20 protein-coding genes are annotated in these 21,642 nt (G+C 62.8%); 11 read left to right on the top strand and 9 right to left on the bottom strand.

What is annotated here, in order from left to right; all coding sequences use genetic code 11:
- Window positions 1-65 precede the first annotated feature (65 nt).
- The 6 genes from JM946_RS27690 to JM946_RS27665 all read right to left on the bottom strand — a co-directional run bounded on the left by JM946_RS27690 (window position 66) and on the right by JM946_RS27665 (window position 7,977).
- Window positions 66-2,228, bottom strand: coding sequence for a malate synthase G (locus JM946_RS27690; protein WP_203170681.1), 2,163 nt, complete (start codon window positions 2,226-2,228; stop codon window positions 66-68).
- Window positions 2,229-2,458: 230 nt separating this feature from the next.
- Window positions 2,459-2,851, bottom strand: a complete 393-nt coding sequence (locus JM946_RS27685; protein WP_203170680.1) for a RidA family protein — start codon at window positions 2,849-2,851, stop codon at window positions 2,459-2,461.
- Window positions 2,848-4,032 carry an acyl-CoA dehydrogenase family protein gene (locus JM946_RS27680; RefSeq protein ID WP_407700610.1) on the bottom strand — a complete coding sequence of 395 codons (1,185 nt, stop codon included), beginning with the start codon at window positions 4,030-4,032 and terminating at the stop codon, window positions 2,848-2,850. The genes JM946_RS27685 and JM946_RS27680 overlap by 4 nt, the downstream gene beginning before the upstream one ends.
- A gap of 8 nt (window positions 4,033-4,040) precedes the next feature.
- Complete coding sequence (locus tag JM946_RS27675) at window positions 4,041-4,865, bottom strand: enoyl-CoA hydratase family protein (RefSeq protein ID WP_203170678.1); 825 nt, start codon at window positions 4,863-4,865, stop codon at window positions 4,041-4,043.
- A gap of 17 nt (window positions 4,866-4,882) precedes the next feature.
- A complete protein-coding gene (locus JM946_RS27670) occupies window positions 4,883-5,665 on the bottom strand; it encodes an SDR family NAD(P)-dependent oxidoreductase (RefSeq protein WP_203170677.1) in 783 nt (260 codons plus the stop codon).
- Window positions 5,662-7,977 (bottom strand): bifunctional salicylyl-CoA 5-hydroxylase/oxidoreductase, encoded by a 2,316-nt coding sequence (locus JM946_RS27665; protein WP_203170676.1) that lies wholly within the window; start codon window positions 7,975-7,977, stop codon window positions 5,662-5,664. The genes JM946_RS27670 and JM946_RS27665 overlap by 4 nt, the downstream gene beginning before the upstream one ends.
- 62 nt (window positions 7,978-8,039) lie before the next feature.
- Here JM946_RS27665 and JM946_RS27660 point away from each other — a divergent pair, with 62 nt between their 5' ends.
- Window positions 8,040-8,609, top strand: coding sequence for an NUDIX hydrolase (locus JM946_RS27660; RefSeq protein ID WP_203170675.1), 570 nt, complete (start codon window positions 8,040-8,042; stop codon window positions 8,607-8,609).
- A gap of 143 nt (window positions 8,610-8,752) precedes the next feature.
- Window positions 8,753-9,076 carry a ferredoxin FdxA gene (gene fdxA, locus JM946_RS27655; RefSeq protein WP_203170674.1) on the top strand — a complete coding sequence of 108 codons (324 nt, stop codon included), beginning with the start codon at window positions 8,753-8,755 and terminating at the stop codon, window positions 9,074-9,076.
- 56 nt (window positions 9,077-9,132) lie between these two features.
- On the opposite strand, the gene JM946_RS27650 is transcribed toward fdxA, so the two are convergent.
- Window positions 9,133-9,882 (bottom strand): DsbC family protein, encoded by a 750-nt coding sequence (locus JM946_RS27650; protein WP_203170673.1) that lies wholly within the window; start codon window positions 9,880-9,882, stop codon window positions 9,133-9,135.
- Window positions 9,883-10,080: 198 nt separating this feature from the next.
- Window positions 10,081-10,980, bottom strand: a complete 900-nt coding sequence (gene xerD, locus JM946_RS27645; RefSeq protein ID WP_203170672.1) for a site-specific tyrosine recombinase XerD — start codon at window positions 10,978-10,980, stop codon at window positions 10,081-10,083.
- A gap of 253 nt (window positions 10,981-11,233) precedes the next feature.
- On the opposite strand from xerD, the gene JM946_RS27640 reads away from it, so the two are divergent.
- From JM946_RS27640 to JM946_RS27625, 4 genes are all read left to right on the top strand, one after another.
- Window positions 11,234-12,055, top strand: a complete 822-nt coding sequence (locus JM946_RS27640; RefSeq protein WP_203170671.1) for a lysophospholipid acyltransferase family protein — start codon at window positions 11,234-11,236, stop codon at window positions 12,053-12,055.
- A 50-nt stretch (window positions 12,056-12,105) separates the two neighbouring features.
- Window positions 12,106-13,176, top strand: coding sequence for a Glu/Leu/Phe/Val dehydrogenase dimerization domain-containing protein (locus JM946_RS27635; protein ID WP_203170670.1), 1,071 nt, complete (start codon window positions 12,106-12,108; stop codon window positions 13,174-13,176).
- 123 nt (window positions 13,177-13,299) lie between these two features.
- On the top strand, window positions 13,300-14,478 hold the full coding sequence (locus tag JM946_RS27630; protein WP_203170669.1) for an acetyl-CoA C-acyltransferase: 1,179 nt from the start codon (window positions 13,300-13,302) through the stop codon (window positions 14,476-14,478).
- Window positions 14,479-14,741: 263 nt separating this feature from the next.
- Window positions 14,742-15,227 carry a hypothetical protein gene (locus tag JM946_RS27625; protein WP_203170668.1) on the top strand — a complete coding sequence of 162 codons (486 nt, stop codon included), beginning with the start codon at window positions 14,742-14,744 and terminating at the stop codon, window positions 15,225-15,227.
- A gap of 61 nt (window positions 15,228-15,288) precedes the next feature.
- Here JM946_RS27625 and JM946_RS27620 read toward each other — a convergent pair whose 3' ends face one another.
- The gene (locus JM946_RS27620) at window positions 15,289-16,098 is read right to left on the bottom strand and encodes a FadR/GntR family transcriptional regulator (protein ID WP_203170667.1); all 810 of its coding nucleotides are present in this window, start codon (window positions 16,096-16,098) and stop codon (window positions 15,289-15,291) included.
- Window positions 16,099-16,193: 95 nt separating this feature from the next.
- Here JM946_RS27620 and JM946_RS27615 point away from each other — a divergent pair, with 95 nt between their 5' ends.
- The 5 genes from JM946_RS27615 (at window position 16,194) to JM946_RS27595 (ending at window position 21,614) form a co-directional block, all read left to right on the top strand.
- Window positions 16,194-17,351 carry an isovaleryl-CoA dehydrogenase gene (locus JM946_RS27615; RefSeq protein WP_203170666.1) on the top strand — a complete coding sequence of 386 codons (1,158 nt, stop codon included), beginning with the start codon at window positions 16,194-16,196 and terminating at the stop codon, window positions 17,349-17,351.
- 98 nt (window positions 17,352-17,449) lie between these two features.
- Complete coding sequence (locus tag JM946_RS27610; protein ID WP_203170665.1) at window positions 17,450-18,238, top strand: enoyl-CoA hydratase-related protein; 789 nt, start codon at window positions 17,450-17,452, stop codon at window positions 18,236-18,238.
- Between the two features lie 135 nt (window positions 18,239-18,373).
- Window positions 18,374-19,135: an SDR family oxidoreductase gene (locus JM946_RS27605; protein ID WP_203170664.1), complete on the top strand. Its 762-nt coding sequence runs from the start codon at window positions 18,374-18,376 to the stop codon at window positions 19,133-19,135.
- 21 nt (window positions 19,136-19,156) lie between these two features.
- Window positions 19,157-19,924, top strand: a complete 768-nt coding sequence (locus tag JM946_RS27600) for an SDR family NAD(P)-dependent oxidoreductase (protein WP_203170663.1) — start codon at window positions 19,157-19,159, stop codon at window positions 19,922-19,924.
- 76 nt (window positions 19,925-20,000) lie between these two features.
- Window positions 20,001-21,614 (top strand): electron transfer flavoprotein-ubiquinone oxidoreductase, encoded by a 1,614-nt coding sequence (locus JM946_RS27595; protein WP_203170662.1) that lies wholly within the window; start codon window positions 20,001-20,003, stop codon window positions 21,612-21,614.
- Window positions 21,615-21,642: the final 28 nt, after the last annotated feature.

Raw genomic sequence — 21,642 nt, 5'->3', positions numbered from 1 at the left:
GGGGCTGGAGGTTGAAGGCTCTCCCCACCCCAGCCCTCCACCAGCCGCCCAACGCAAACGACGACTCAACTCTTCGCTTTCAGCTCGCGACGCCGCCGATGCAGGATGTACTCCGTATATCCATTCGGCTGCTCCCGCCCAAGGAAAACCAGATCGCTCGCGGCTTGAAACGCGACGCTGCCTTTCAAATTGGCCGACATCGGCCGGTACAGCGGATCGGCGGCGTTCTGCTCATCAACCACCGCCGCCATCCGCTCCAATGTTTCCTTCACCTTGGCCTCGGAGCAGACACCGTGGAGCAGCCAGTTCGCAACGTGCTGACTTGAGATGCGCAGCGTGGCGCGATCTTCCATCAAACCGACATCGTGAATGTCGGGCACCTTGGAACAGCCGACGCCTTGATCGATCCAGCGCACCACATAACCCAGGATGCCCTGGATGTTGTTGTCCAGCTCGCTTTGAATCTCCTCGGCGGTGAAGCCAGAGTCGGCGAGCGGCGCGCGCAGTAGATCGTCGATGCCGGTGCTCTGCCCCGCCTGCAGCTGCCGCTGCAGGTCGTTCTGAACCGCACGCACATCGACTTGATGGTAGTGCAGAGCATGCAACGTTGCCGCCGTCGGCGAAGGCACCCACGCGGTGTTGGCACCGGCGCGCGGATGACCTGCCTTCGAAGCGAGCATGGCAGCCATCTTGTCCGGCATCGCCCACATGCCTTTACCAATCTGCGCTCTGCCGCGCAAACCGGCTTGCAAGCCGACCTCGACATTGCGCTTCTCGTAAGCGAGCAACCAAGGCTGAGTTTTGATCGCTTCCTTGCGCATCACCGGACCGGCCTGCATGGCGGTGTGAATCTCATCTCCGGTGCGATCGAGGAAGCCGGTATTGATGAACACGACGCGATGTTTCACCTGCTCGATGCAGGCGCGCAGGTTGAGGCTCGTGCGACGCTCCTCATCCATCACGCCGATCTTCACAGTGTACTTCGGCAGTCCCAGCGCTTCTTCCACCCAGCCGAACAAGTCGTTCGCCAATGCGGCCTCTTCCGGCCCATGCATCTTCGGCTTGACGACATACACCGATCCAGTGCGGCTGTTCCTAGCTCCGCTCGCCAGGTCATGCATGGCGATGGCGACTGTAACCAGCGCATCCAGCACAGTTTCGAATATCTCTTTACCTTCGTGCAGCACCGCGTCGGTGCGCATGTGATGACCGACATTGCGCACAAGCATGAGGCTTCGGCCCGGCAGCGTGATTTGCTTGTGGCCCGGCGTCGAGTACACACGATCGCCATTGAGCGCTCGAGTGATCGTTCCTTTGCCCTTGGCGAAAGTGGCTTGCAGATCGCCTTTCATCAGGCCCAGCCAGTTGCCGTACACCGCTACTTTTTCTTCCGCGTCCACGGCGGCGACCGAATCCTCGCAATCCTGAATCGTCGTGATCGCGGACTCCAGCACCACGTCGGCGACGCCGGCCGCATCGGCCGCGCCGATGGGATGTTTGCGATCGATGACGATCTCGACGTGCAGGCCGTGATGGCGCAGCAGGATTCCGTCCGGCTGTTGGCCGGCGCCACGCCAGCCTTCGAGCGTCGCAGGTACGGCGAGTGTGGCTCGAGATCCGTCCTTCAACGTCACGACCAATTTGTCGCTTTCGATGGCGTACTTGGTTGCATCCGCGTGCCTGCCGGAGGTAAGCGGAGCAACTTGATCCAGGAATGCTCGGGCATACGCGATGACCTTCGCGCCGCGCTCCGGATTGTAGGGCGAGCCGGCCGGCAGCGGCGCTTCCAACGCATCGGTGCCGTAGAGCGCATCGTAGAGACTGCCCCAGCGGGCGTTCGCAGCGTTCAACGCATATCGAGCGTTGCTGAGCGGGACGACCAGCTGCGGCCCGGCGATGTGAGCGATCTCGCGATCGACCTTGTCGGTGTCGACTTCGAAGGGCGCCGGCTCGGGGGTGAGATAGCCGATGGATTCCAGAAACTCGCGCTGCTTGGTCACGTCCAGCGGCTTGCCTCGCTGCTCCCGCCACCAGCCATCGATGCGAGCCTGCAATTCGTCTCGCTTGGCGAGCAAACGCTCGTTACGAGGTGAGAATGCGCTGACGATGCGCTGCAGGCTGGTCCAGAACGCCTGTTCCTGCACACCCGTGCCCGCCAACGCACGCCGGATGAAATCGTGCAGCACCGGCGCGATTTCCAGCGCGCCCACTTTGATTCTTGTGTTCATTTCCGTCACTCGCCAGGCCGAACTTGCAGTGACTATAGAGTTCCGGTTCGCCGACCGTCAAAGCGATCCGCACGGCGGGCAACCTGCGGCATGTAGCAACTTGACCGCACATACAAATGCGCTTCGGCTACAGGGAAGTACGCCGCCGCTCGGCGGCGAGCGACTGGCACCAGTTGCGCCTTTTGCCGGTCGCACGAGGGTCGTGGCAGGATGCCCGATGCCGAGCTTTATCATCCAATGACAGCGATAGCCTCGATTTCTACTTTTGCTTTCGCTTCCATCAAGGCGACGACCTGAACCACGGCCATGGTCGGGAAATGACGGCCCAGCACCTCGCGATATGCCTCGCCGATCTGTGGCAATTCCGCGTGGTACTCGTCACGACTGGTGATGTACCAAGTGAGGCGAACGATATGTTCCGGCCGTGCGCCAGCCTCCTTGAGCACAGTCACGATGTTTTGCAATGACTGACGGACCTGCTCCGCGAGCGAATCGGGAAATTCCTGCCGCTCGTTCCAACCGACCTGGCCGGCGACGAACACCTGGCGGCCTTCCGCGAGCATGCCATTCGAGTAGCCCTTGGGCCGCGGCCAGCCAGGGGGTTGCAGCACTTGAATGGTCATTTCAAAACCTCGCGCGCGATGATCAGTTTCTGCACCTCGGTCGCGCCCTCATAGATGCGCAATGCTCGGATGTCTCGATACAGCCGCTCAACCACTTCGCCGTGGACGACACCGCGACCGCCGAACATTTGTACGGCTCGATCGATCACCGTTTGGGCGCTCTCCGTCGCGGTCATCTTCGCCATGGCGGCGGTCTTGGTAACAGGCTGACCTGTGTCTCTCTGCCACGCCGCCCGGTACGTCAGCAGCGCGGCAGCGTCGATTGCAGTCGCCATTTCGGCAATCGCTGCCTGCGTCAACTGAAAATCCGCCAAGGTCTTTCCGAACATCGCCCGCTGACGCGAATACGCGACGGCTTCATCGAATGCCCGCCGCGCGAATCCAAGCGCCGCCGCCGCGACGGAGGCGCGAAAAATATCCAACGTCCGCATGGCCAGCTTGAACCCGTCGCCTTCCGCACCAATGCGGCGAGCCACGGGAATTCGGCAATTCTCGAGACGCAACCTCCCCAGCGGATGAGGCGCGATGACATCGATGCGCTGCTCAACCTCGAATCCCGGATCTGTCGGCTCCACCAGAAACGCCGTGATCCCCTGCGCGCTCACCGTACCGTCAGCACGTTTCTCTCCGGGCGAAGTGCGCGCGAACACGCAATATACATCGGCGATGCCACCGTTTGAGATCCAGGTCTTGGTGCCGTTCAAAACATAATGCCCACCGTCCAGTCGAGCTGATGTTTGCATGGCCGCGACGTCGGAGCCCGCGTCCGGCTCGGACAACGCGAACGCGGAGATGGCCGTGCCCGCGGCGACGTGGGGCAGATACTGCTGCTGAAGCGCCCTCTCACCTGCCAAAGACAATGCGCCGCTGCCCAACCCCTGCATGGCAAAGGCGAAGTCGGCCAGGCCATCGTGATAAGCCAAGGTCTCGCGGATCAAACAAATCGCGCGCGAATCGAAATCGTCCAGCGCGCCGCCATGCTCAGCTCGCACGCAGTAGCGAGTGATGCCAGCCGCGCCGAGCGCGGCGACGAGCTTGCGAGCCTGCTCATCCACTTGCGCGCGTGTTTCGCCATGCGCATGATCGCTCAGGTGCCCAGCGGCCCACGTCGTTACCAGATTCGCGAGCGCCCGATGCTCCGGCCCGAAGAACGGCCAGCCGAGTCGTTCGCTCAGATCCAGCTGCACGTTCATTTGCCAACGAACTCCGGCTTGCGCTTGGCTGCGAAAGCTTCGAAGGCGCGGCGGAAGTCTTCGGTCTGCATGCAGATGGCCTGCGCTTGAGCTTCCGCCTCCAGCGCCTGCTCGAGACTCATGTTCCATTCCTGGTTGAGCATGGTCTTGGTCATGCTATGCGCGAACATGGGACCGCTTGCAAGGCTGCGCGCCAGGCGCGTCGCCTCTGGTAACAATTGTTCCGCAGCCACGAGCTGATTGAAAAAGCCCCAGCGCTCGCCTTCTTCCGCCGTCATCGCGCGACCGGTGAACATCAGCTCGGCCGCGCGCCCCTGCCCGATCAACCGCGGCAGGATGGCGCACGCGCCCATGTCACAACCGGCCAATCCGACGCGCGTAAAGAGGAACGCAGTTTTCGCCTGAGGCGTGCCGATGCGCAGATCCGACACCATCGCGATGATCGCGCCCGCGCCGGCACAGATGCCGTCCACCGCCGAAATGACAACTTGAGGACAGCCACGAATCGCCTTCACCAGATCGCCCGTCATGCGCGTAAACGTCAGGAGCTCGGGCATGCTCATGCGAGTGAGCGGACCGATGATGTCGTGCACGTCGCCCCCGGAAGAGAAATTGCCGCCGGCGCCATCGATGACGATGGCTCGAATGCCCTGGTCGTAAACCAGGTTGCGGAACAGATCGCGCAGCTCGGCATAGGACTCGAACGTCAACGGATTCTTGCGCTCCGGAATGTTGAGCGTCACATACCCGACACTCTCCTCCACACGCCAAAGGAAGTGCCTGGCCTCGTAGCTGGACAGGTCGAGTTGAGTGAATGACATGCGTCCTCGCCTCGGTGTTACATGATCTCGCCGCCGGCGATCGCGATGCTCTGGCCGGTGATGCTCTCGCTACCCGGCAGACATAGCCACGCGACCGCGTTGGCCACTTCCTCGCACCGAATCAGACGGCGTTGCGGATTGTGATCGACCAGCACCGCAATGGCTTCGCTTTCGGAACGCCCGGTCTTTGCCTGGATATTACCGATGGTCTCGCGAACGATATCGGTATCCGTGTAGCCCGGGCACACCGCATTGACAGTGATGTTCCGCCCGGCCACTTCCAACGCGACAGATCGAGTAAGACCAATGACGCCGTGCTTCGCCGCGCTGTACGCAGCCACGTACGGATAGCCCTTGAGGCCGGCGGTGCTGGCGACATTTACGATGCGACCGAAGTCGCGGGCGAGCATCGACGGCAAGACGTGACGAATGCCGTTATAGGTCCCGGTGAGATTCACCGACAACATGGCGTTCCACAGCGCATCGTCCATCTTGTGCATGGGAGCACTGACGGCTTGCCCTGCGTTGTTGATCAGAATATCGACGGGGCCGAAACGGTCGCCGGCCACATCGATGGCTGCGCGCAACTGCTCCCTGCTACCCACGTCGGCGGCTACTGCGAAGGCGTCAGTGTTGCTCAACTTCGCAGCCGCCTCGGAGACCGACGAGAGCTGTCGCCCGAGTAGAGTGACTCGCGCACCCTCGTCCAGCAATCGCTGCGCAATGGCAAGCCCGATGCCGCGGCTTGCGCCAGTGACCAACGCGTGTTTGCCCGCCAGCGGTGAAGTGTTCGTACTCAAACTGCACCGATCATCTGCGCGGCGCGCGCGAGGTTTCGTTCCAGCTGACTCTTCCCAGACAAATAGGCCTTCGGCCAGTGCTGCTCGCTGAAGTTCTGAGCGGCGGCGGCGTGCAGCGTCCACGACGGATCGGCCAGATGCGGCCGGGCGAGCGCACACAGATCCGCGCGACCGGCGGCGATGATGGAGTTCACATGATCCGCTTCATAGATATTGCCCACCGCGATGGTGGCGATATCGACGCAGTTGCGCAGCAGGTCTGAGAACGGCGTCTGATACATGCGCCCGTAAACAGGCTTTTGCCACGGCACGGTTTGGCCGGAAGACACATCGATAAGATCGGCGCCAGCGGCGCGAAGAGCGCGTGCGAAAGTCACCAGGTCCTGTTCGCTCAAACCACCCTCGGCCCAATCGCTTGCGGATACGCGCACCGACATTGGCTTGTCCGCCGGCCACACGGCGCGCGTTGCCTCGAATACCTGCAACGGGAAGCGCATGCGATTCTGGATGTCGCCACCGAACTCGTCGGTGCGCCGATTGGTCAGCGGCGACAGGAAGCTCGCCAACAGATAGCCGTGCGCCATGTGCAGCTCGAGCATGTCAAAGCCCGCCTGTGCACCGAGCTGCGCGGCGCGCACAAACTGTTGTGTGACTTCTTCTATGTCCTGCAGCGTCATTGCTCGCGGCGTCTGACTGATGCCCTCGAGATACGGCAGCGCCGAGGCGGAAATCACATCCCAATTCCCTTCTGGCAAGGGATGGTCGGCGCGCTCCCAACCGAGTTGCGTCGAGCCTTTGCGACCGGAGTGCCCGAGTTGCAAACAGAACTTCGCGGCCGAATGTGTGTGGACGAAATCGACGATGCGTTTCCATGCGTCACGTTGCGCTTCATTCCACAGGCCTGTGCAACCGGGACTGATGCGCCCCTTGTCCGACACGCAAGTCATCTCGGTCACCACCAATCCAGCGCCGCCCGCGGCACGCGAGCCGTAGTGCATCAGGTGCCAATCGCCGGGCACGCCCTGGACGGCGAGATATTGCGCCATCGGTGAGACGACCACCCGGTTGATCAGCTCCATCCCCCGCAGCTTGAACGGCAGAAACATCGGCGGCCGCGGCTCACTGAGGCCGAAGCGGCGCGCCAGGTCTCGCTCCACAACGTCGACGAACTGACGGTCTCTCAAGCGCAGATTGTCATGACCGATGCGCTGGCTTCCGGTCAGCAAACTATAGGCAAATTGCAGCGGCTCCAGATGCACATAGCGCGCGACGTTCTCGAACCATTCCATGCGATTGCGAGCGGCGCTCTGCAGCTTCAGCGCTTCGAGGCTGCGCTCGGCCTGGTAGGATTCGAGCCCCGCCTGCACGTCGGTGGCATGCGCCACATGCTTGACCAGGGAAGCCGCGTCTTCCATCGCGAGCTTGGTGCCGGAGCCAATGCTGAAATGCGCGGTGTGCGCGGCATCGCCGATCAGCACGATATTGTCGGTGTGCCAGCGTTTGCACAGCACGCGATTGAAGTTGAGCCAGGCCGAGCCCCGCAGATGGTTCGCGTTGCTCATCAAAGCATGGCCGTCGAGATAGCGGCCGAACAACTGCTCGCAGAACTCGATGCTCTGCTGGGTGCTGGCCCGATCGAGGCCGTGCGCCCGCCACGTTTCCTCGCGCGTCTCGACGATGACGGTCGACAGGTCATCGCTGAATTGATACGCGTGGATCTGAAACCAGCCGTGCTCGGTGTGTTCGAACGCGAAGGTGAATGCGGGAAAGCGCTGCTTGGTGCCGAGCCAGATGTAACGGCACTTACGCACATCGATGTCCGGCTCGAACACCGCGGCGAAGCGCTTGCGGGTACGACTGTTGACGCCGTCCGCGGCGACGATCAGGTCCGCATCGGCGAACGGCGCGAGATCTTCGATTTCATGTTGAAAGGTATGCTTTACGCCCAGAGCGGCGGCGCGTTCCTGCAACTTGTTCAGCAGCAGCTTGCGTGAAATACCGCAGAAACCGTGGCCGCCGGAGCGAACTCGCTCGCCTCGGAAGTGCACGTCGATGTCGTCCCAGTGATAAAAACTGCCGACGATCGCGTCGTGAGACTCGGGATCCGTGGCGCGAAATCCCTGCATGGTCCGATCGGAGAACACCACGCCCCAGCCGAAAGTGTCGTCCGGCCGATTGCGCTCGAACACTTCCACGCTGGCGCCGGGCAGCGCCTTCTTGAACGCAATGGCGGCATACAACCCGGCCGGCCCGCCGCCCAGACATACGATGCGCTTCATGACCTTGCGCCGGAAGCCAACAATGGCGCCCATGGTAGCACTGTCGCCCGCAGACCCTCGGGCACCGCGCCTGCCATTTGTTTTATCCTTGCCCGATGAAGTTCTGCTCCAACTGCGCCGGGCCGGTCAGCCTCACCGTCCCGCCCGGCGATCATCTGCCCCGCTACGTCTGCGCGAGTTGCGGAACCATCCACTACGAGAACCCACGCATCATCGCCGGCTGCGTGATCGAGCACCAAGGCAAGATCCTGTTGTGCAAACGGGCCATCGAGCCGCGCTACGGTTTCTGGACCACGCCCGCCGGCTTCATGGAAAACGGCGAATCGGTGCAACAGGCCGCCGCGCGCGAAGCCATGGAGGAGGCCCTGGCCCACGTGCGGCTTGGCTCGATGCTGTCCATCGTGAATGTGCTGCGCGCGCATCAGGTGCACATCACGTTCCGAGCCACGCTCGCCGACCCGTCGTTCGGTATCGGCCCCGAAAGCCTGGAATCGCGACTGTACGCCGAGGAGGAAATTCCCTGGCCCGACATCGCCTTCCTGAGCGTCGAATTCGCCCTGCGCCGCTATCTCGAAGACCGGCGGCTGGGCCGGGAGCTGCTGCATTTTCGCGATATCGACTGGCGCGACGGCAAGCCCGTCATGACCGACGGCCCGTCCCAATGAGCCCCGCCCGATCCTGATTCCAGGCAGCGGGGGGCTCATAACCGGCCAGCCTCGCATCCCCGCAGCCTGTTTGGCACAATGCGCGCCCTCGCACGGCGCATTCTTTGGTCACCGCGACGGCGAGCGATTTTCCGGAGTAGCCGATGACCTTCGTCGTCACTGAAAACTGCATCAAGTGCAAGTACACCGACTGCGTCGAGGTGTGCCCGGTCGACTGTTTCCACGAAGGTCCGAACTTCCTGGTGATCGATCCGGACGAGTGCATCGATTGCACCCTGTGCGAGCCGGAGTGCCCGGCCGAAGCCATTTTCTCGGAAGAGGAGTTGCCCGAGGGGCAGCAGCAGTTCAAGCAGCTGAATGCCGAACTGGCCAAGTCCTGGCCGGTGATCACCGAGAAAAAGGCCATGCCCGCCGACGCCAAGGAATGGGACGGCAAGCCGGATAAGCTGAAGCTGCTGGAGCGCTGAGCGCCGGGCCAGCTCACCCGCTGCGCGGGTGAGCCCTGCCAGATTCGATACGCCGCTTAGTTCTTGGCCGCGGCGGACAGGCGGTCCAGTTCCTTGGACATCTGATCCGGCGCCAGATAGCCGCCGATGTAGTCGCCATTGTTGGTGAAGATCGCCGGGGTGCCGCGCACCCCCAGCTGCTCGCCCAACTTGAACTGTTTGGCGACCGGCGTGGCGCAGGACTGAGCCTTGACGTCGCGACCCGCCTTAGCGTCGGTGATCGCTTTCTTGCGGTCCATCGAGCACCACACCGCTTCCATCTTCGCCCAGTCCTCGCTGCCCGGGCCGGCACGCGGATAGGCGAGATAACGGACCTGCACGCCGCGCTCGTTCAACTGCGCGATCTCGCTGTGGAGCTTGCGGCAGTAACCGCAGTCGACGTCGGTGAACACAGTGATGGTGTGTTTCACTTTCTCCGGCTTGAACACGATCATGTCGCGCTCGTCCAGCTTGGAAAGCGCCGCCACGCGAGCTTTCTGCCGACCGGCTTCAGTGAGGTTGGTGCGCGAGTCCATGTCGTACATGTCGCCCGCGAGCAGGAAGCGACCGTCGGCGCTCACATACGCGACCTCCGCGCCCATCGCGACTTCGTAGATGCCGGCCATGGGGCTGGGGCGCACGTCGTTGACGGTCACGTCGGGGAATTTCTTGGCGATCGCGGCGCGAATGGTCGCCGCCGCGGCCTTGTGATCGCCGGATGCGGGCGTTTGAGCAGCCACCGCCGAGGCAGCCACACAGGCCAACAGACACAACAACAGCTTTTTCATGGGGACTCTCGTGACCCTCGCCGGAGTGTCCGGCGCCAACGTGCTCGGCCCAGCTTCGACGCCGCGACGGCTCCGTAAGTTCAACGGAATTCGGCCGGAGGAGACGGTTGGAGTCTAGCAGCCCGGGCGCGGGCTGTCTTTTGGCGGCGGCCAGCCTCGCCGCGCGGGGACTTCAGCTCGGGCTGTCAGCTCGGGGCGTCAGCTGCGGGGATGATGAAGCGCATGCAGCTCCTTCATGCGCTCACGTGCCACGTGGGTATAGATCTGCGTGGTGGACAAGTCGCTGTGCCCCAGCAGCATCTGCACGACGCGCAGGTCGGCGCCGTGATTCAGCAGATGCGTTGCGAATGCATGACGCAAAGTATGCGGCGACAACGCCTTCTGCACGCCGGCCTTCTGCGCATAACGCTTGATGATGTGCCAGAACGCCTGCCGGGTCATGCGATCGCCACGACGCGTGGGGAACAGATAGTCGGTCTGGCGCTCCAGCAGGATTTCCAGGCGCGGACCGTTGATGAATTTTTGCAGCCAGGACACCGCTTCCTCGCCGAGCGGAATCAGTCGCTCGCGATCGCCTTTGCCGACGATGCGCAGCACGCCCTGATTCATGTTCACCTGGCTGGACTTGAGATTCACCAGCTCCGAGACGCGCAGGCCCGTGGCGTACAGCACTTCGAGCATGCAACGGTCGCGATGACCGAGCGGATCTTCGATCACCGGCGCCTTGAGCAAAGCCTCGACCTCTTCCTCGGTCAGCGACTTCGGCAGCGAGCGGCCGATCTTGGGCATGGCGATCTGCGCGGTCGGATCTTCCTTGATCGCACCGTCGCGAATCAGATAACGGTAGAATCGGCGAAAGCTGGACAGCTGACGCGCGGTGGAGCGCGGTCGCGCCCCGGCGTCGACTCGATGCTTGATGAACGCCTTCAGATCGTCACGCGTGGCGGCGACACTGGTGGTGCCGCGCGCCTGCAACCAACGATCGAGGGCAGTCAGATCGGCGCGATAGGCCGACAGAGTGTTGGGGGACAGGCCACGCTCCATCCACACCGCGTCGAGAAAGCGGTCGATGGCCGCCAACGACGGCGTCTCCGGCATATCCTCGCCTGACCTCGAGTAGACTGATGCTTTGGTTACGCTGCTCATCGCCTTTGGGTTTTCACCGCAATCGCTCACGGCAGACCGGTTAATCGATGGCGGGCAGTATGGAGACCGGGGTCGGCGCAAGGCGTGATTACAATCACAGAACCCCCGCAGGGTTTACATAAAGAGACTCAGTTCACAGAAATCGACGCGCACACGCATTCCATGATCACGCTACATAAAACCCTGGTGACTTCCGTGTCGAGTTATGACTGACGACGTGCGGCGCTCCGCCCTGGGGCCGCTATGGTCGCCGCTCAGGGTCGTGTTGGAAATCATTTATGGCGTGTATGCCCTGGCAGTGTTCCTGGTCTTTGGCCTGAGCGCGTTTGTGGCAGTTTTGCTGCCTTTCGGGATCAAGACACGTCGGCATATCGCCCACTTCGCGGCTCGCGCTTTTTTCGCCGTGGCCGGGCTGCGCATTCGTCTGATCGATGAACATCTGCTGCCGAGCGGGCCCTGCGTGGTGGTGGCCAATCACGCCAGCTATCTCGACGGCATCGTGCTCAAGGCCGCCCTGCCCGCGCGCTTTTCGTTCGTCATCAAAAAGGAGTTCAGCCGCGTGCCGCTGGCCGGCCTGCTGTTGCGGCGGATCGGTTCGGAGTTCGTGGATCGTTTCAATCGTCACGCCGGCGGCATGGATACGCGCCGACTGTTGAAGGCGGCGGACGCAGGTCAGGCGTTGGCATTTTTCCCCGAAGGCACCTTCCTCGCGGAGCCAGGCCTGGGCAAATTTCACAACGGCGCATTCACGATCGCGGCTCGTGTGGATCTGCCGGTGGTGCCGCTCGCACTGCGCGGCACCCGGCACATTTTGCCATCCGGTCGATTCCTGCCGCGGCCCGGTCGCATCGATATCCACGTTCTGCCGTCGATCGGTCCGATGCGCGACATGAAGGCGCCCGATGCGGTCGTTCACATGCGCGATGTGGCGCATGCGCGAATTCTTGCCGAGCTCGGCGAACCGGACCTGTCCTCCAACGACGGCATTGCCGCGATTCAAGCGCGACGCTCGTCGTCTTCCACTTGAGACGCGTGCGACCCCTATAATCGCCGTGCCTGGGTCACTCGGGGGCGGCGATGAATCTGTTCGAAGCGGTGGGCCGGCTCGGTCACGAGCAAGTGGTGTTCTTTCATCATCGCGAAAGCGGCTTGCGCTGTGTGATCGCGATTCACAACACCGCGCTGGGACCGGCGCTCGGCGGCTTGCGCATGTGGCCGTATGCGAACGAAGCGGATGCGGTGCGCGATGTGCTCAAGCACTCCGCGGACATGACGTACAAAGCCGCCATCGCCGGACTGAATCTCGGCGGCGCCAAGGGCGTGCTGATCGGCAATCCCGAGACTGACAAGAGCGAAGCGCTGTTTCGAGCGCTGGGCCGATTCATACAATCGCTCGGCGGTCGCTACATCACCACCGAAGACGTCGGCACCAATCCCGACGACATGGAATGGATCCGCCAGGAGACACGCCACGTGGTCGGGGTGCCGCAACTGGTCGGCGGCAGCGGCGATCCTTCGCGCTTCACTGCGCTCGGCACCTTGCATGGCATTCGCGCGTGCTTGGAATTCAAGCTCGGACACGCGGACCTGCGACGGACGAGCTTCGCCGTGCAGGGCGCGGGTCAAGTGGGCTATCACCTGGTGAAATCGTTGCGCGCGGCGGGCGCAAAGGTGTTCGTCACCGATATCAACGAAGACCGCATCGAACATGCCGTCGCCGAGTTCGGCGCGGAGGCGGTGCCGATGTCACAAATCTACGATGTCGATGCCGACGTGTTTTCTCCCTGCGCAATGAGCGCAGTCATCAACGAGGACACGATTCCTCGCCTGCGTTGTCGCATTGTCGCCGGCGGCGCCAACAATCAACTCGAATCGGAAGAGCTCGGAACCGAGCTGGACCGTCGCGGCATCCTGTACGCACCCGACTACGCCATCAACGCAGGTGGCTTGATGAACAGCGCCATGGAGCTCCAGGGCTACAACGAAGATCGCGCCCTGCGCAGTGTGGCCCGGATCCACGACATCATCGGCCGCATCCTTGCCCTCGCCGCCCGCAGCAATATTCCGACCTGGCAGGCAGCGCGCCGCCTGGCCGAAGAGCGGCTCACTGCAATTGGTCGAATAAAGCTGCCGTACACCGGAGGATAGGGCGTTTATTGCACTGCATACAAAGTCGGCGTAGGCTAACGGTCCTTGGGTACTTGCAAGTAACTTTAGGCGCCGCCATAACTGGCGGTGCGCTGGCCCCTCACCGAGCAGTCGAGCACTCCCATGAGCGAACCCATCTATATCGTTGCTGCCCGCCGCACTCCCATCGGCGCCTTTCAGGGCGCACTCAGCCCGTTGACCGCTCCGCAGCTCGGCGCCGCCGCCGCGCAGGCGGCGATCCAGGACGCCGGGCTGTCGCCGGAGCAGATCGACGAAACCATCCTTGGCTGCGTGCTCATGGCCGGCATCGGTCAGGCTCCCGGCCGCCAGGCTGCGCTTGCCGCAGGCGTCCCGCAGAGGGTGCCGGCGACCACCATCAACAAGATGTGCGGCTCGGGACTCAAAGCCGTGATGATGGCGGCGGATCAGATTCGCGCCGGCTCCGCCAACGTGGTGCTCGCGGGCGGTATCGAGTCGATGACCAACGCGCCCTATCTCATTCCCAAGGCGCGCGGCGGCATTCGCATGGGCCACTCGGAAATCATCGATCACATGTTCTTCGACGGTCTGCAGAGCCCGTTCGACGGCAAGATGATGGGCTCGTTCGCCGAAGCCACTTCGGCCAAGTACGGCTTCACTCGTCAGCAGCAGGATGCGTTTGCGACCGAGTCGGTGCGTCGCGCGCTGGCCGCTGCCGAAGGCACGCATTTCAACAACGAAATCGCGCCGGTCACGGTGAAGGATCGCAAGGGCGAGCGCGTCGTTGCCAAGGACGAAACGCCGTTCACGTGCGACATCAACAAGATTCCGACCTTGAAGCCGGCGTTCGCGAAAGACGGCACGGTCACCGCCGCCAGCTCTTCATCCATCTCCGACGGCGCCGCCGCGCTGCTGGTGGTGAGCGCCAGCGCCGCTCGTCAGCACAATCTCAAGCCGTTGGCTCGTATCGTCGGTTACGCCAGTCACGCTCAGGCGCCGGAGTGGTTCACCACCGCGCCAGTGGGTGCGATCCAGTCCGTGCTGGCCAAGACCGGCTGGTCCGCCGGTGAAGTCGATTTGTATGAAATCAACGAAGCCTTCGCTTGCGTCACCATGGCTGCCATTCACGACATCGGTCTGGATCACGCCAAGGTCAACGTCAACGGCGGCGCCTGCGCGCTCGGACATCCGATCGGCGCCACCGGCGCTCGCATTCTCACCACTCTGATCCACGCCCTGCGCAATCGCAGCCTGAAGCGCGGCGTCGCTTCTCTCTGCATCGGTGGCGGCGAGGCCACTGCGCTGGCGGTCGAGATCGTCTAACTGTCGAGTCGATCAAGGCCACGAGCTCAGCAGGGCTCGTGGCTTTTTTTTGCGCCATTTCAGGCCAGCCGGGCACTCGCTTGAGCGTCGAGTTTCCGATCATGTAATCGAGTCGCGGCCGGCGGCATCCAATCGCGCGCATTCAATGCACACCTGCCCTGGCATACCGCCGGTCTGCTCTTGCTTGTGTGACCGCCGTTCCGGCGGAGCTTTGTGAACGCGTGTATTGTGACTTCCGGCCAAGGAAGTCTAACGAGAGCGCAATGAAGTACCTGATCGTCCTGATCGCGCTGGGCGCCGCGGGTTACGCGGTTTATAACAGTCGCCTGGACGGCCAGAACCCGGAAATCATCGAGTCGCCGATCTATGCCGAGTTGCGCACCGACATGCAGATCGAGGGGCGCGAGATCAACATGGTGTTATTCGGCGAAATGGCCGACGAACAGGACTGCCAGCAACGCTCCGCGCGCGTCTGGAGCAAACTCATCCCAGAGTGCAAGGAATGTACGATGACCCTGTCATCGTGCAACGCCGATCTGGAACCGCGTTATGCACGGCTGTTCGACGACATCGCCATCCACTCCACCTACCTGAGCTTCGACCGCGGCAACCGCTTCGAGCGCAACGGCCGGATGGTGGTGTACGGCCTCACCGCAGACGAAGGCGACTTCGTCTGCGGCACGATCAAATCCCAGTTCGCGAAGCACTACGAAGGCACGGTGAGCTGCGTGCCCGCGCGCCGGGACTGAGCCCGGGCAATACTACCGTCGCGATCGATCCCGGCCTCGGCGCCTCGCCGAACCTATTCCACTACACCGAAATCGGCGTGTCCGGCGAGATCCCCGCGACTTCGTAGCCGCGTTTGAAATCGCGAACGTGCTTCGACATCCACTTCCGAGCTTCGTCTGCGTTCTTGTCGCGCACCGCGACGATGATGCGGCGTTGGGCATCGGTGATACGGGTGCGAGCTTGAGGCACGGTGTCGATCATTCGCGCCAACGAAGGTGCGAGTGCCTGCGTCAGCGATTGTTTGGCAAGCACGAGCACTTGGTTGCGAGACGCGGCGCCGAGCTGTTCGAAAAAAGTCGCGACGATATTCACCGAGTCCGGATCGCCTTCCGGAGATTCGCGGAACGCTTCGCTGGTCTGAGTCAGCGCCGCGAGATCGGCCTGAGTGCGGCGGAGCGCGGCCAAAGCGGCGACTTCGGGTTCGATCACCATCATCGCCTCCCATACATCCACGAATGACACCTCGTGGAGCACCAGCGCATGGCGCATGCCGGAGGCCACCTTCGCAGCTTCGGGCCGGCTGACGATCATCCGCTTCGCGCCGGGCGGGCGCGCCACCAGGCCGGCACTTTCCAACTGACGTAGCGCCTCCCGCACAGTTGAGCGGTGCACGCGAAATTGCTGGGCAAGCTCCAGCTCGGCCGGCAACACATCGCCGTCACGCAGCGCGCGAGACAGGATTTTATGCTCGATGGCCGAGGACACCTTGGTGTAGGCCGGGGAGCGCTCCACCGGGTCGAACATGGACGCTGCGTCGGAGGATTCAGCAGGCGCCTGGGTTTCGGCCCCGGTGCGGCGCGGACGAGTGGCGGCGATCGTCTTTTTTTTCATGACCATGGTGGCGATGGCTGAACGGGGTTATTGACTAAAAACCGGACTGTCGGACAATAGGGCAATTATCGATTCGGACACAACCAGGGGGCGGCGTGCAAGATTTCGATTTCGGTTTGGGCGAGGATCTGGACGCATTGCGCGCCACGGTAGCGAAGTTTGCGAGCGAACGCATCGCCCCATTGGCTGCGGCGATCGATCGCGACAACAAATTCCCGCGCGAGCTGTGGCCCGAGCTGGGCGAACTGGGCCTGCTGGGCATCACCGTCGAAGACGAATACGGCGGGGCGGGCCTGGGCTATCTGGCGCACGTAATCGCGATGGAAGAGATCAGCCGCGCCTCGGCGTCGGTGGGCCTGTCGTATGGCGCGCATTCCAATCTCTGCGTGAACCAGCTGCGCCGCTGGGGCACTCCGGCCCAGAAAGAGAAGTACCTCCCCCGTCTGATCTCCGGCGAGCACCTGGGCGCGCTGGCCATGAGCGAGCCGGGCGCCGGCTCCGACGTGGTCGGCATGAGCACGCGCGCCGTGAAAAAAGGCGACAAGTACGTGCTCAACGGCAACAAGATGTGGATCACCAACGGTCCCCTCGCCGACACACTGGTCGTGTACGCCACGCTCGACCCCGAACTCGGCGCTCGCGGCGTCACGGCGTTCATCATCGAACGCGGCATGAAAGGTTTCTCCAGCGCGCAAAAGCTCGACAAGCTCGGCATGCGCGGCTCGGACACCTGCGAGCTGGTGTTCCAGGACTGCGAAGTGCCCGCCGAAAACGTTCTGCATCAGGAAGGCAAAGGCGCACAGGTGCTGATGAGCGGTCTGGATTATGAACGCGTCGTGCTGGCCGGCGGCCCTCTCGGCATCATGCGAGCCTGCATGGACGTTGTGATCCCGTATGTGCACGAGCGCCGTCAGTTCGGCCGCGCCATTGGCACGTTCCAACTCATGCAGGGCAAGATCGCGGACATGTACACGACCATGAATGCGTGTCGCGCCTATGTTTATTCGGTGGCGGCGGCCTGCGATCGCGGCAAGGTCACTCGTTTCGATGCGGCCGGCTGCATCCTGCAAGCCTCCGAAAAAGCGACCTGGATGGCGCTGGAAGCCATTCAAGCGCTGGGCGGCAACGGTTATATCAACGAGTACTCGACCGGCCGTCTGCTGCGTGACGCGAAGCTGTACGAGATTGGCGCCGGCACCAGTGAAATCCGCCGCATGCTGATCGGTCGCGAACTTTTCGAGGCCACCGCGTGACGTCCTGTCGCGTACCATCAACATGAAGTCATGCATTGCACGTAATCTACGCGCTACCGTATTAAGTTCGCGCCCATAGCAGTGCGAGAGCTCACATCATGTCGACCGTCACCACCAGCATCGATTCCCGCGGCGTTGTCACGCTGACCCTCAATCGGCCGGAGAAGCACAACGCGCTCGATGGCGCGACCATGGGCGAATTACACGACGCGTTGACAAAAATTAGCAGCGATCAGAATGCGCGTGTCGTCGTACTCACCGGTGCGGGCGCGAGTTTCTGCGCCGGTGCGGACATCGGCCACATGCGATCGATGTTGAACTTTACCGAGGAGCAGAACGTCACCGACGCGCTGGTCCTCGCGAGGCTGCTACGCAAGCTGGACGAATTCGAGCTGCCACTCATCGCGCGCGTGAATGGCAATACGTTTGGCGGTGGCGTGGGCCTGGTGGCCTGCGCTGACATTGCGATTGGGGCAACCTCGGCAAAGTTTGCGCTCACCGAGGTGCGGCTCGGCATCGTGCCCGCAGCCATCTCGCCGTATGTGGTCGAAGCCATCGGCAGTCGCCAGGCGCGGCGTTTGTTTCTTACCGCCGCGCCCTTCTCCGCTGAAGAAGCGCAAAGCCTCGGCTTGCTGCATCTCACAGCGACTCCGGAGCAGCTCGATCAACTCGTCAACGAGCAGGTCGATCTGCTGCTGCGAGGCGGGCCCGCAGCGCTGCGTGCAGCAAAGCAACTCGTCCGCCGCGTGGCGCACTTCCACGACCGTGATGCACTGGGCGAAGAAACCGCGCGCCTTCTGGCGCGTTTGCGTGTGAGCCCCGAGGGCAAGGAAGGATTGTCGGCCTTCCTGGAACGGCGCAAGTCCAGCTGGACGCCACAAGGCTGAAAACTGGCTGGCGGAACAGGGTGCGGTCATCGCGAAAGCCTCTGGCCAACCCCTTTGTGCGACGCAAAATAAGAGGTTAACATCCGACGCCTTGGCTCGAAGCCCTTACCTTCTGACAGGGCAAATGGGGGTTGAATGCAGCTGGACGGTAAGCTCGTCGCCATCACCGGCAGCGGCCGCGGCATCGGTCGCGCCATGGCGCAAGCCTTCGCGAACAAGCGCGCCAACGTCGCGCTGATCGATCTGAACTCCGACGACCTCGCCAAGAGCAAGGAACTGTGCGAAGCCGCTGGCGTGCGCGCCGCGACCTACGTTTGCAACGTCACGAACGAGCAAGAGATCGAAGCCACGCTCGATCGAATCGTCCAAGACTTCGGCCGCCTGGATGTCATGATCAACAACGCCGGCGTCACCAAGGATGCGCTGCTCGTGAAAGCGCAGGACGGCAAGGTCGTGAGCAAAATGTCCCTCGATCAATGGCGCGCCGTCCTCGATGTGAATCTCACCGGCGTATTTCTTGGCGCGCGCGAAGCGGCGGCGCGCATGATCGCGTTGGGCAATGGCGGCGTGATCATCAGCACCTCGAGCATTTCGCGGGCCGGCAACATGGGCCAGTCCAACTACTCCGCCACCAAGGCCGGCGTGGTGGCGATGAATGTCGTGTGGGCGAAGGAGCTCGCGCGCTACGGCATCCGCACCGGCGCGATTGCTCCGGGCTTTACGCGCACCGAGATTCTGGACACGATGAAACCCGAGATGATCGAGCGCGCCGTCAGTGCCGTGCCACTGCGTCGCATGGCGGAACCGGCCGAGATGGCGCATGCCGCCATCTTCATCGCCGAGAACGATTATTTTTCCGGTCGCGTCATCGAAGTCGATGGCGGCCAGAGACTTTGAGCCAGCCAACTAGGGGTAGAAATGAAACTGAATGAAGTGCGAGCCGTCATCACGGGCGGCGCCTCGGGCCTCGGGCATGCAGTGGCGCAGCGCCTCGTTGCCGCCGGCGGCAAAGTCACATTGCTGGATGTGAACGAAGCGGCCGGTCAGGCTGCGGCCCAATCGCTCGGTGACGCCGCGTTCTCTGCAACGGTCGATGTCACCAACGAAGCCGGCGTCGACGCCGCGATCGCCAAGGCCAAGAGCGACATGGGCGGCCTGAATCTCGCGGTGAACTGCGCCGGCGTGGCCTGGCCGCGTCGCATCGTCAACAAGGAAGGTCCCATGCCGGGCGATTTCTTCCGCAAGGTCGTCGAGATCAATCTGATCGGCACGTTGCTGGTGGCGAAGTCCGCCGCTGCCGCCATGGGCGCCAACGCGCAGAACGAAGAAGGCGAGCGTGGCGTCATCGTCATGACCGCGTCGGTCGCGGCCTTCGACGGCCAGATCGGCCAGGTCGCCTACTCCGCCTCCAAGGCCGGCGTGGTGGGCATGACATTACCGATGGCGCGCGATCTGTCGACCGCCGGTATTCGCGTGATGACCATCGCGCCGGGCATCTTCAAGACGCCAATGATGGCCTCGCTGCCGCAGGAAGCGCAGGACTCGCTGGGCAAGCAAGTGCCCTTCCCGCCGCGTCTCGGTCGTCCCGAGGAATATGCTGCGCTGGTCGCGCACATCTGCGAAAACTCGATGCTCAACGGCGAGGTGATTCGTTTGGACGGCGCGATCCGTATGGCGCCGAAATAACATCGGCCGCGCATCCACACACGAGCGGACCAGCCCGTAGAGAATCAGGCGAAGCAAGCAGCCCCGAAGTGCAACCATGACCGAACGTGAAGTAATGGAATATGACGTCGTGATCGTCGGCGGCGGCCCCGCGGGGCTGGCGTGCGCGATCCGACTCAAACAACTCAAGCCCGAAATGAACATTTGCGTGCTCGAGAAGGCCTCGGCGATCGGCGCGCATTCGCTCTCGGGCGCGGTGCTGGAATCCGCTCCGCTGGAGAAGTTGTTACCGAACTGGCGCGCCGAGTATTCGGGAATGAAAGTGCCAGCGGCCGAAGACGATGTACGGCTCATGACGCGGACTGGCTCGTTCAAGTTGCCGAACTGGGCGGTCGATCTCTCGCCGATGAAAAACCATGGCAACTTCATCGTTTCGCTCGGGCAGCTCACGGCCTGGATGGCGTCGCAGGCCGAGGCGCTCGGCATCGACATCTTCCCGGGCTTCGCCGCCGCCGAGGCGGTATTCGACGCGAACGGCGCCGTCAGAGGCGTGCGCATCGGCGACATGGGCCTGGAGAAGAATGGCGAGCCGGGCCCGAACTACACCCCGGGCGTCGAGATCCACGCGGGCACCACCATTCTGGCCGAGGGTTCGCGCGGCTCGATCTCCAAGCAACTCATCGCCAAATTCAACTTGCGCGACGGCATCGATCCGCCGACCTTCAGCCTGGGCTTCAAGGAGATGTGGCAACTGCCGCCGGGGCGCGTGAAGCCGGGCCGCATCGAGCACGCATTCGGCTGGCCGCTGGATCCAGCCACTTACGGCGGCAGCTTCCTGTATCACCTCGACAACGATCGCATCTACATCGGCTACGTGGTCGGTTTGAACTACAAAGATCCGCGCTTGAAGCCGTTCGAAGCGTTCCAGCAGTTCAAACATCATCCGCGCATCAAACCGATGCTCGAAGGCGGTGAGATTCTCGCCGCGGGCGCGCGCACCATCGTGACTGGCGGTTATCAGTCGCTGCCCCGCCTCGACATGCCTGGCGCCATGCTCATCGGTGACGCCGGTGGCACGCTCAACGTGTTCAAGATCAAGGGCATTCATCAGGCGATCCGCTCGGGCGCATTGGCGGCGGAACACCTGGTGGAACAAGGCAAGGCGGCGGGTTTCGACGCTCGCTGGCGGAACTCCGACGGGCATCGCGAATTGCATTCGGTGCGCAACTTCAAGCCGGCGTTCAAACGCGGGCTGTACTTTGCGATGGCGAACGCCGGCCTCGAGTCGCTGCTCAAAGGCAAGACGCCCTGGACCCTGCGCAACACGGCCGACTGGTCGGCGCTGGAAAAGCTGGACCAGTACGCCTCGCCGGATCGCGGCTGGGTCGATCGTTCGCTGCCGCCGCGCGACCGGCTGGCGTCGGTGTTCTTCGCCGGCAACGTGCATGACGAAGCGCAACCGGTGCACTTGAAGGTGCTGGACACATCGATCTGCGTGAATCGTTGTACCAAGGAATATGGCAACCCCTGTCAGAACTTCTGCCCGGCCGGCGTGTATGAGATGGTCGAGGACGGCCAGGGCGGCCGACGCTTGCAGATCAACGCGGCCAACTGCGTCCACTGCAAGGCCTGCGACATCAAAGATCCGTACGAAATCATCAACTGGACCACGCCGGAAGGCGGCTCGGGCCCGAACTACCAGAACCTGTGATCCGCGCGGCTGTGCGGTGGGGGCCTGA

The organism is Steroidobacter gossypii (assembly GCF_016801985.1).
In the GTDB taxonomy this organism is placed as follows: domain Bacteria; phylum Pseudomonadota; class Gammaproteobacteria; order Steroidobacterales; family Steroidobacteraceae; genus Steroidobacter; species Steroidobacter gossypii.
This window is presented reverse-complemented; position numbering and strand designations above follow the sequence as displayed.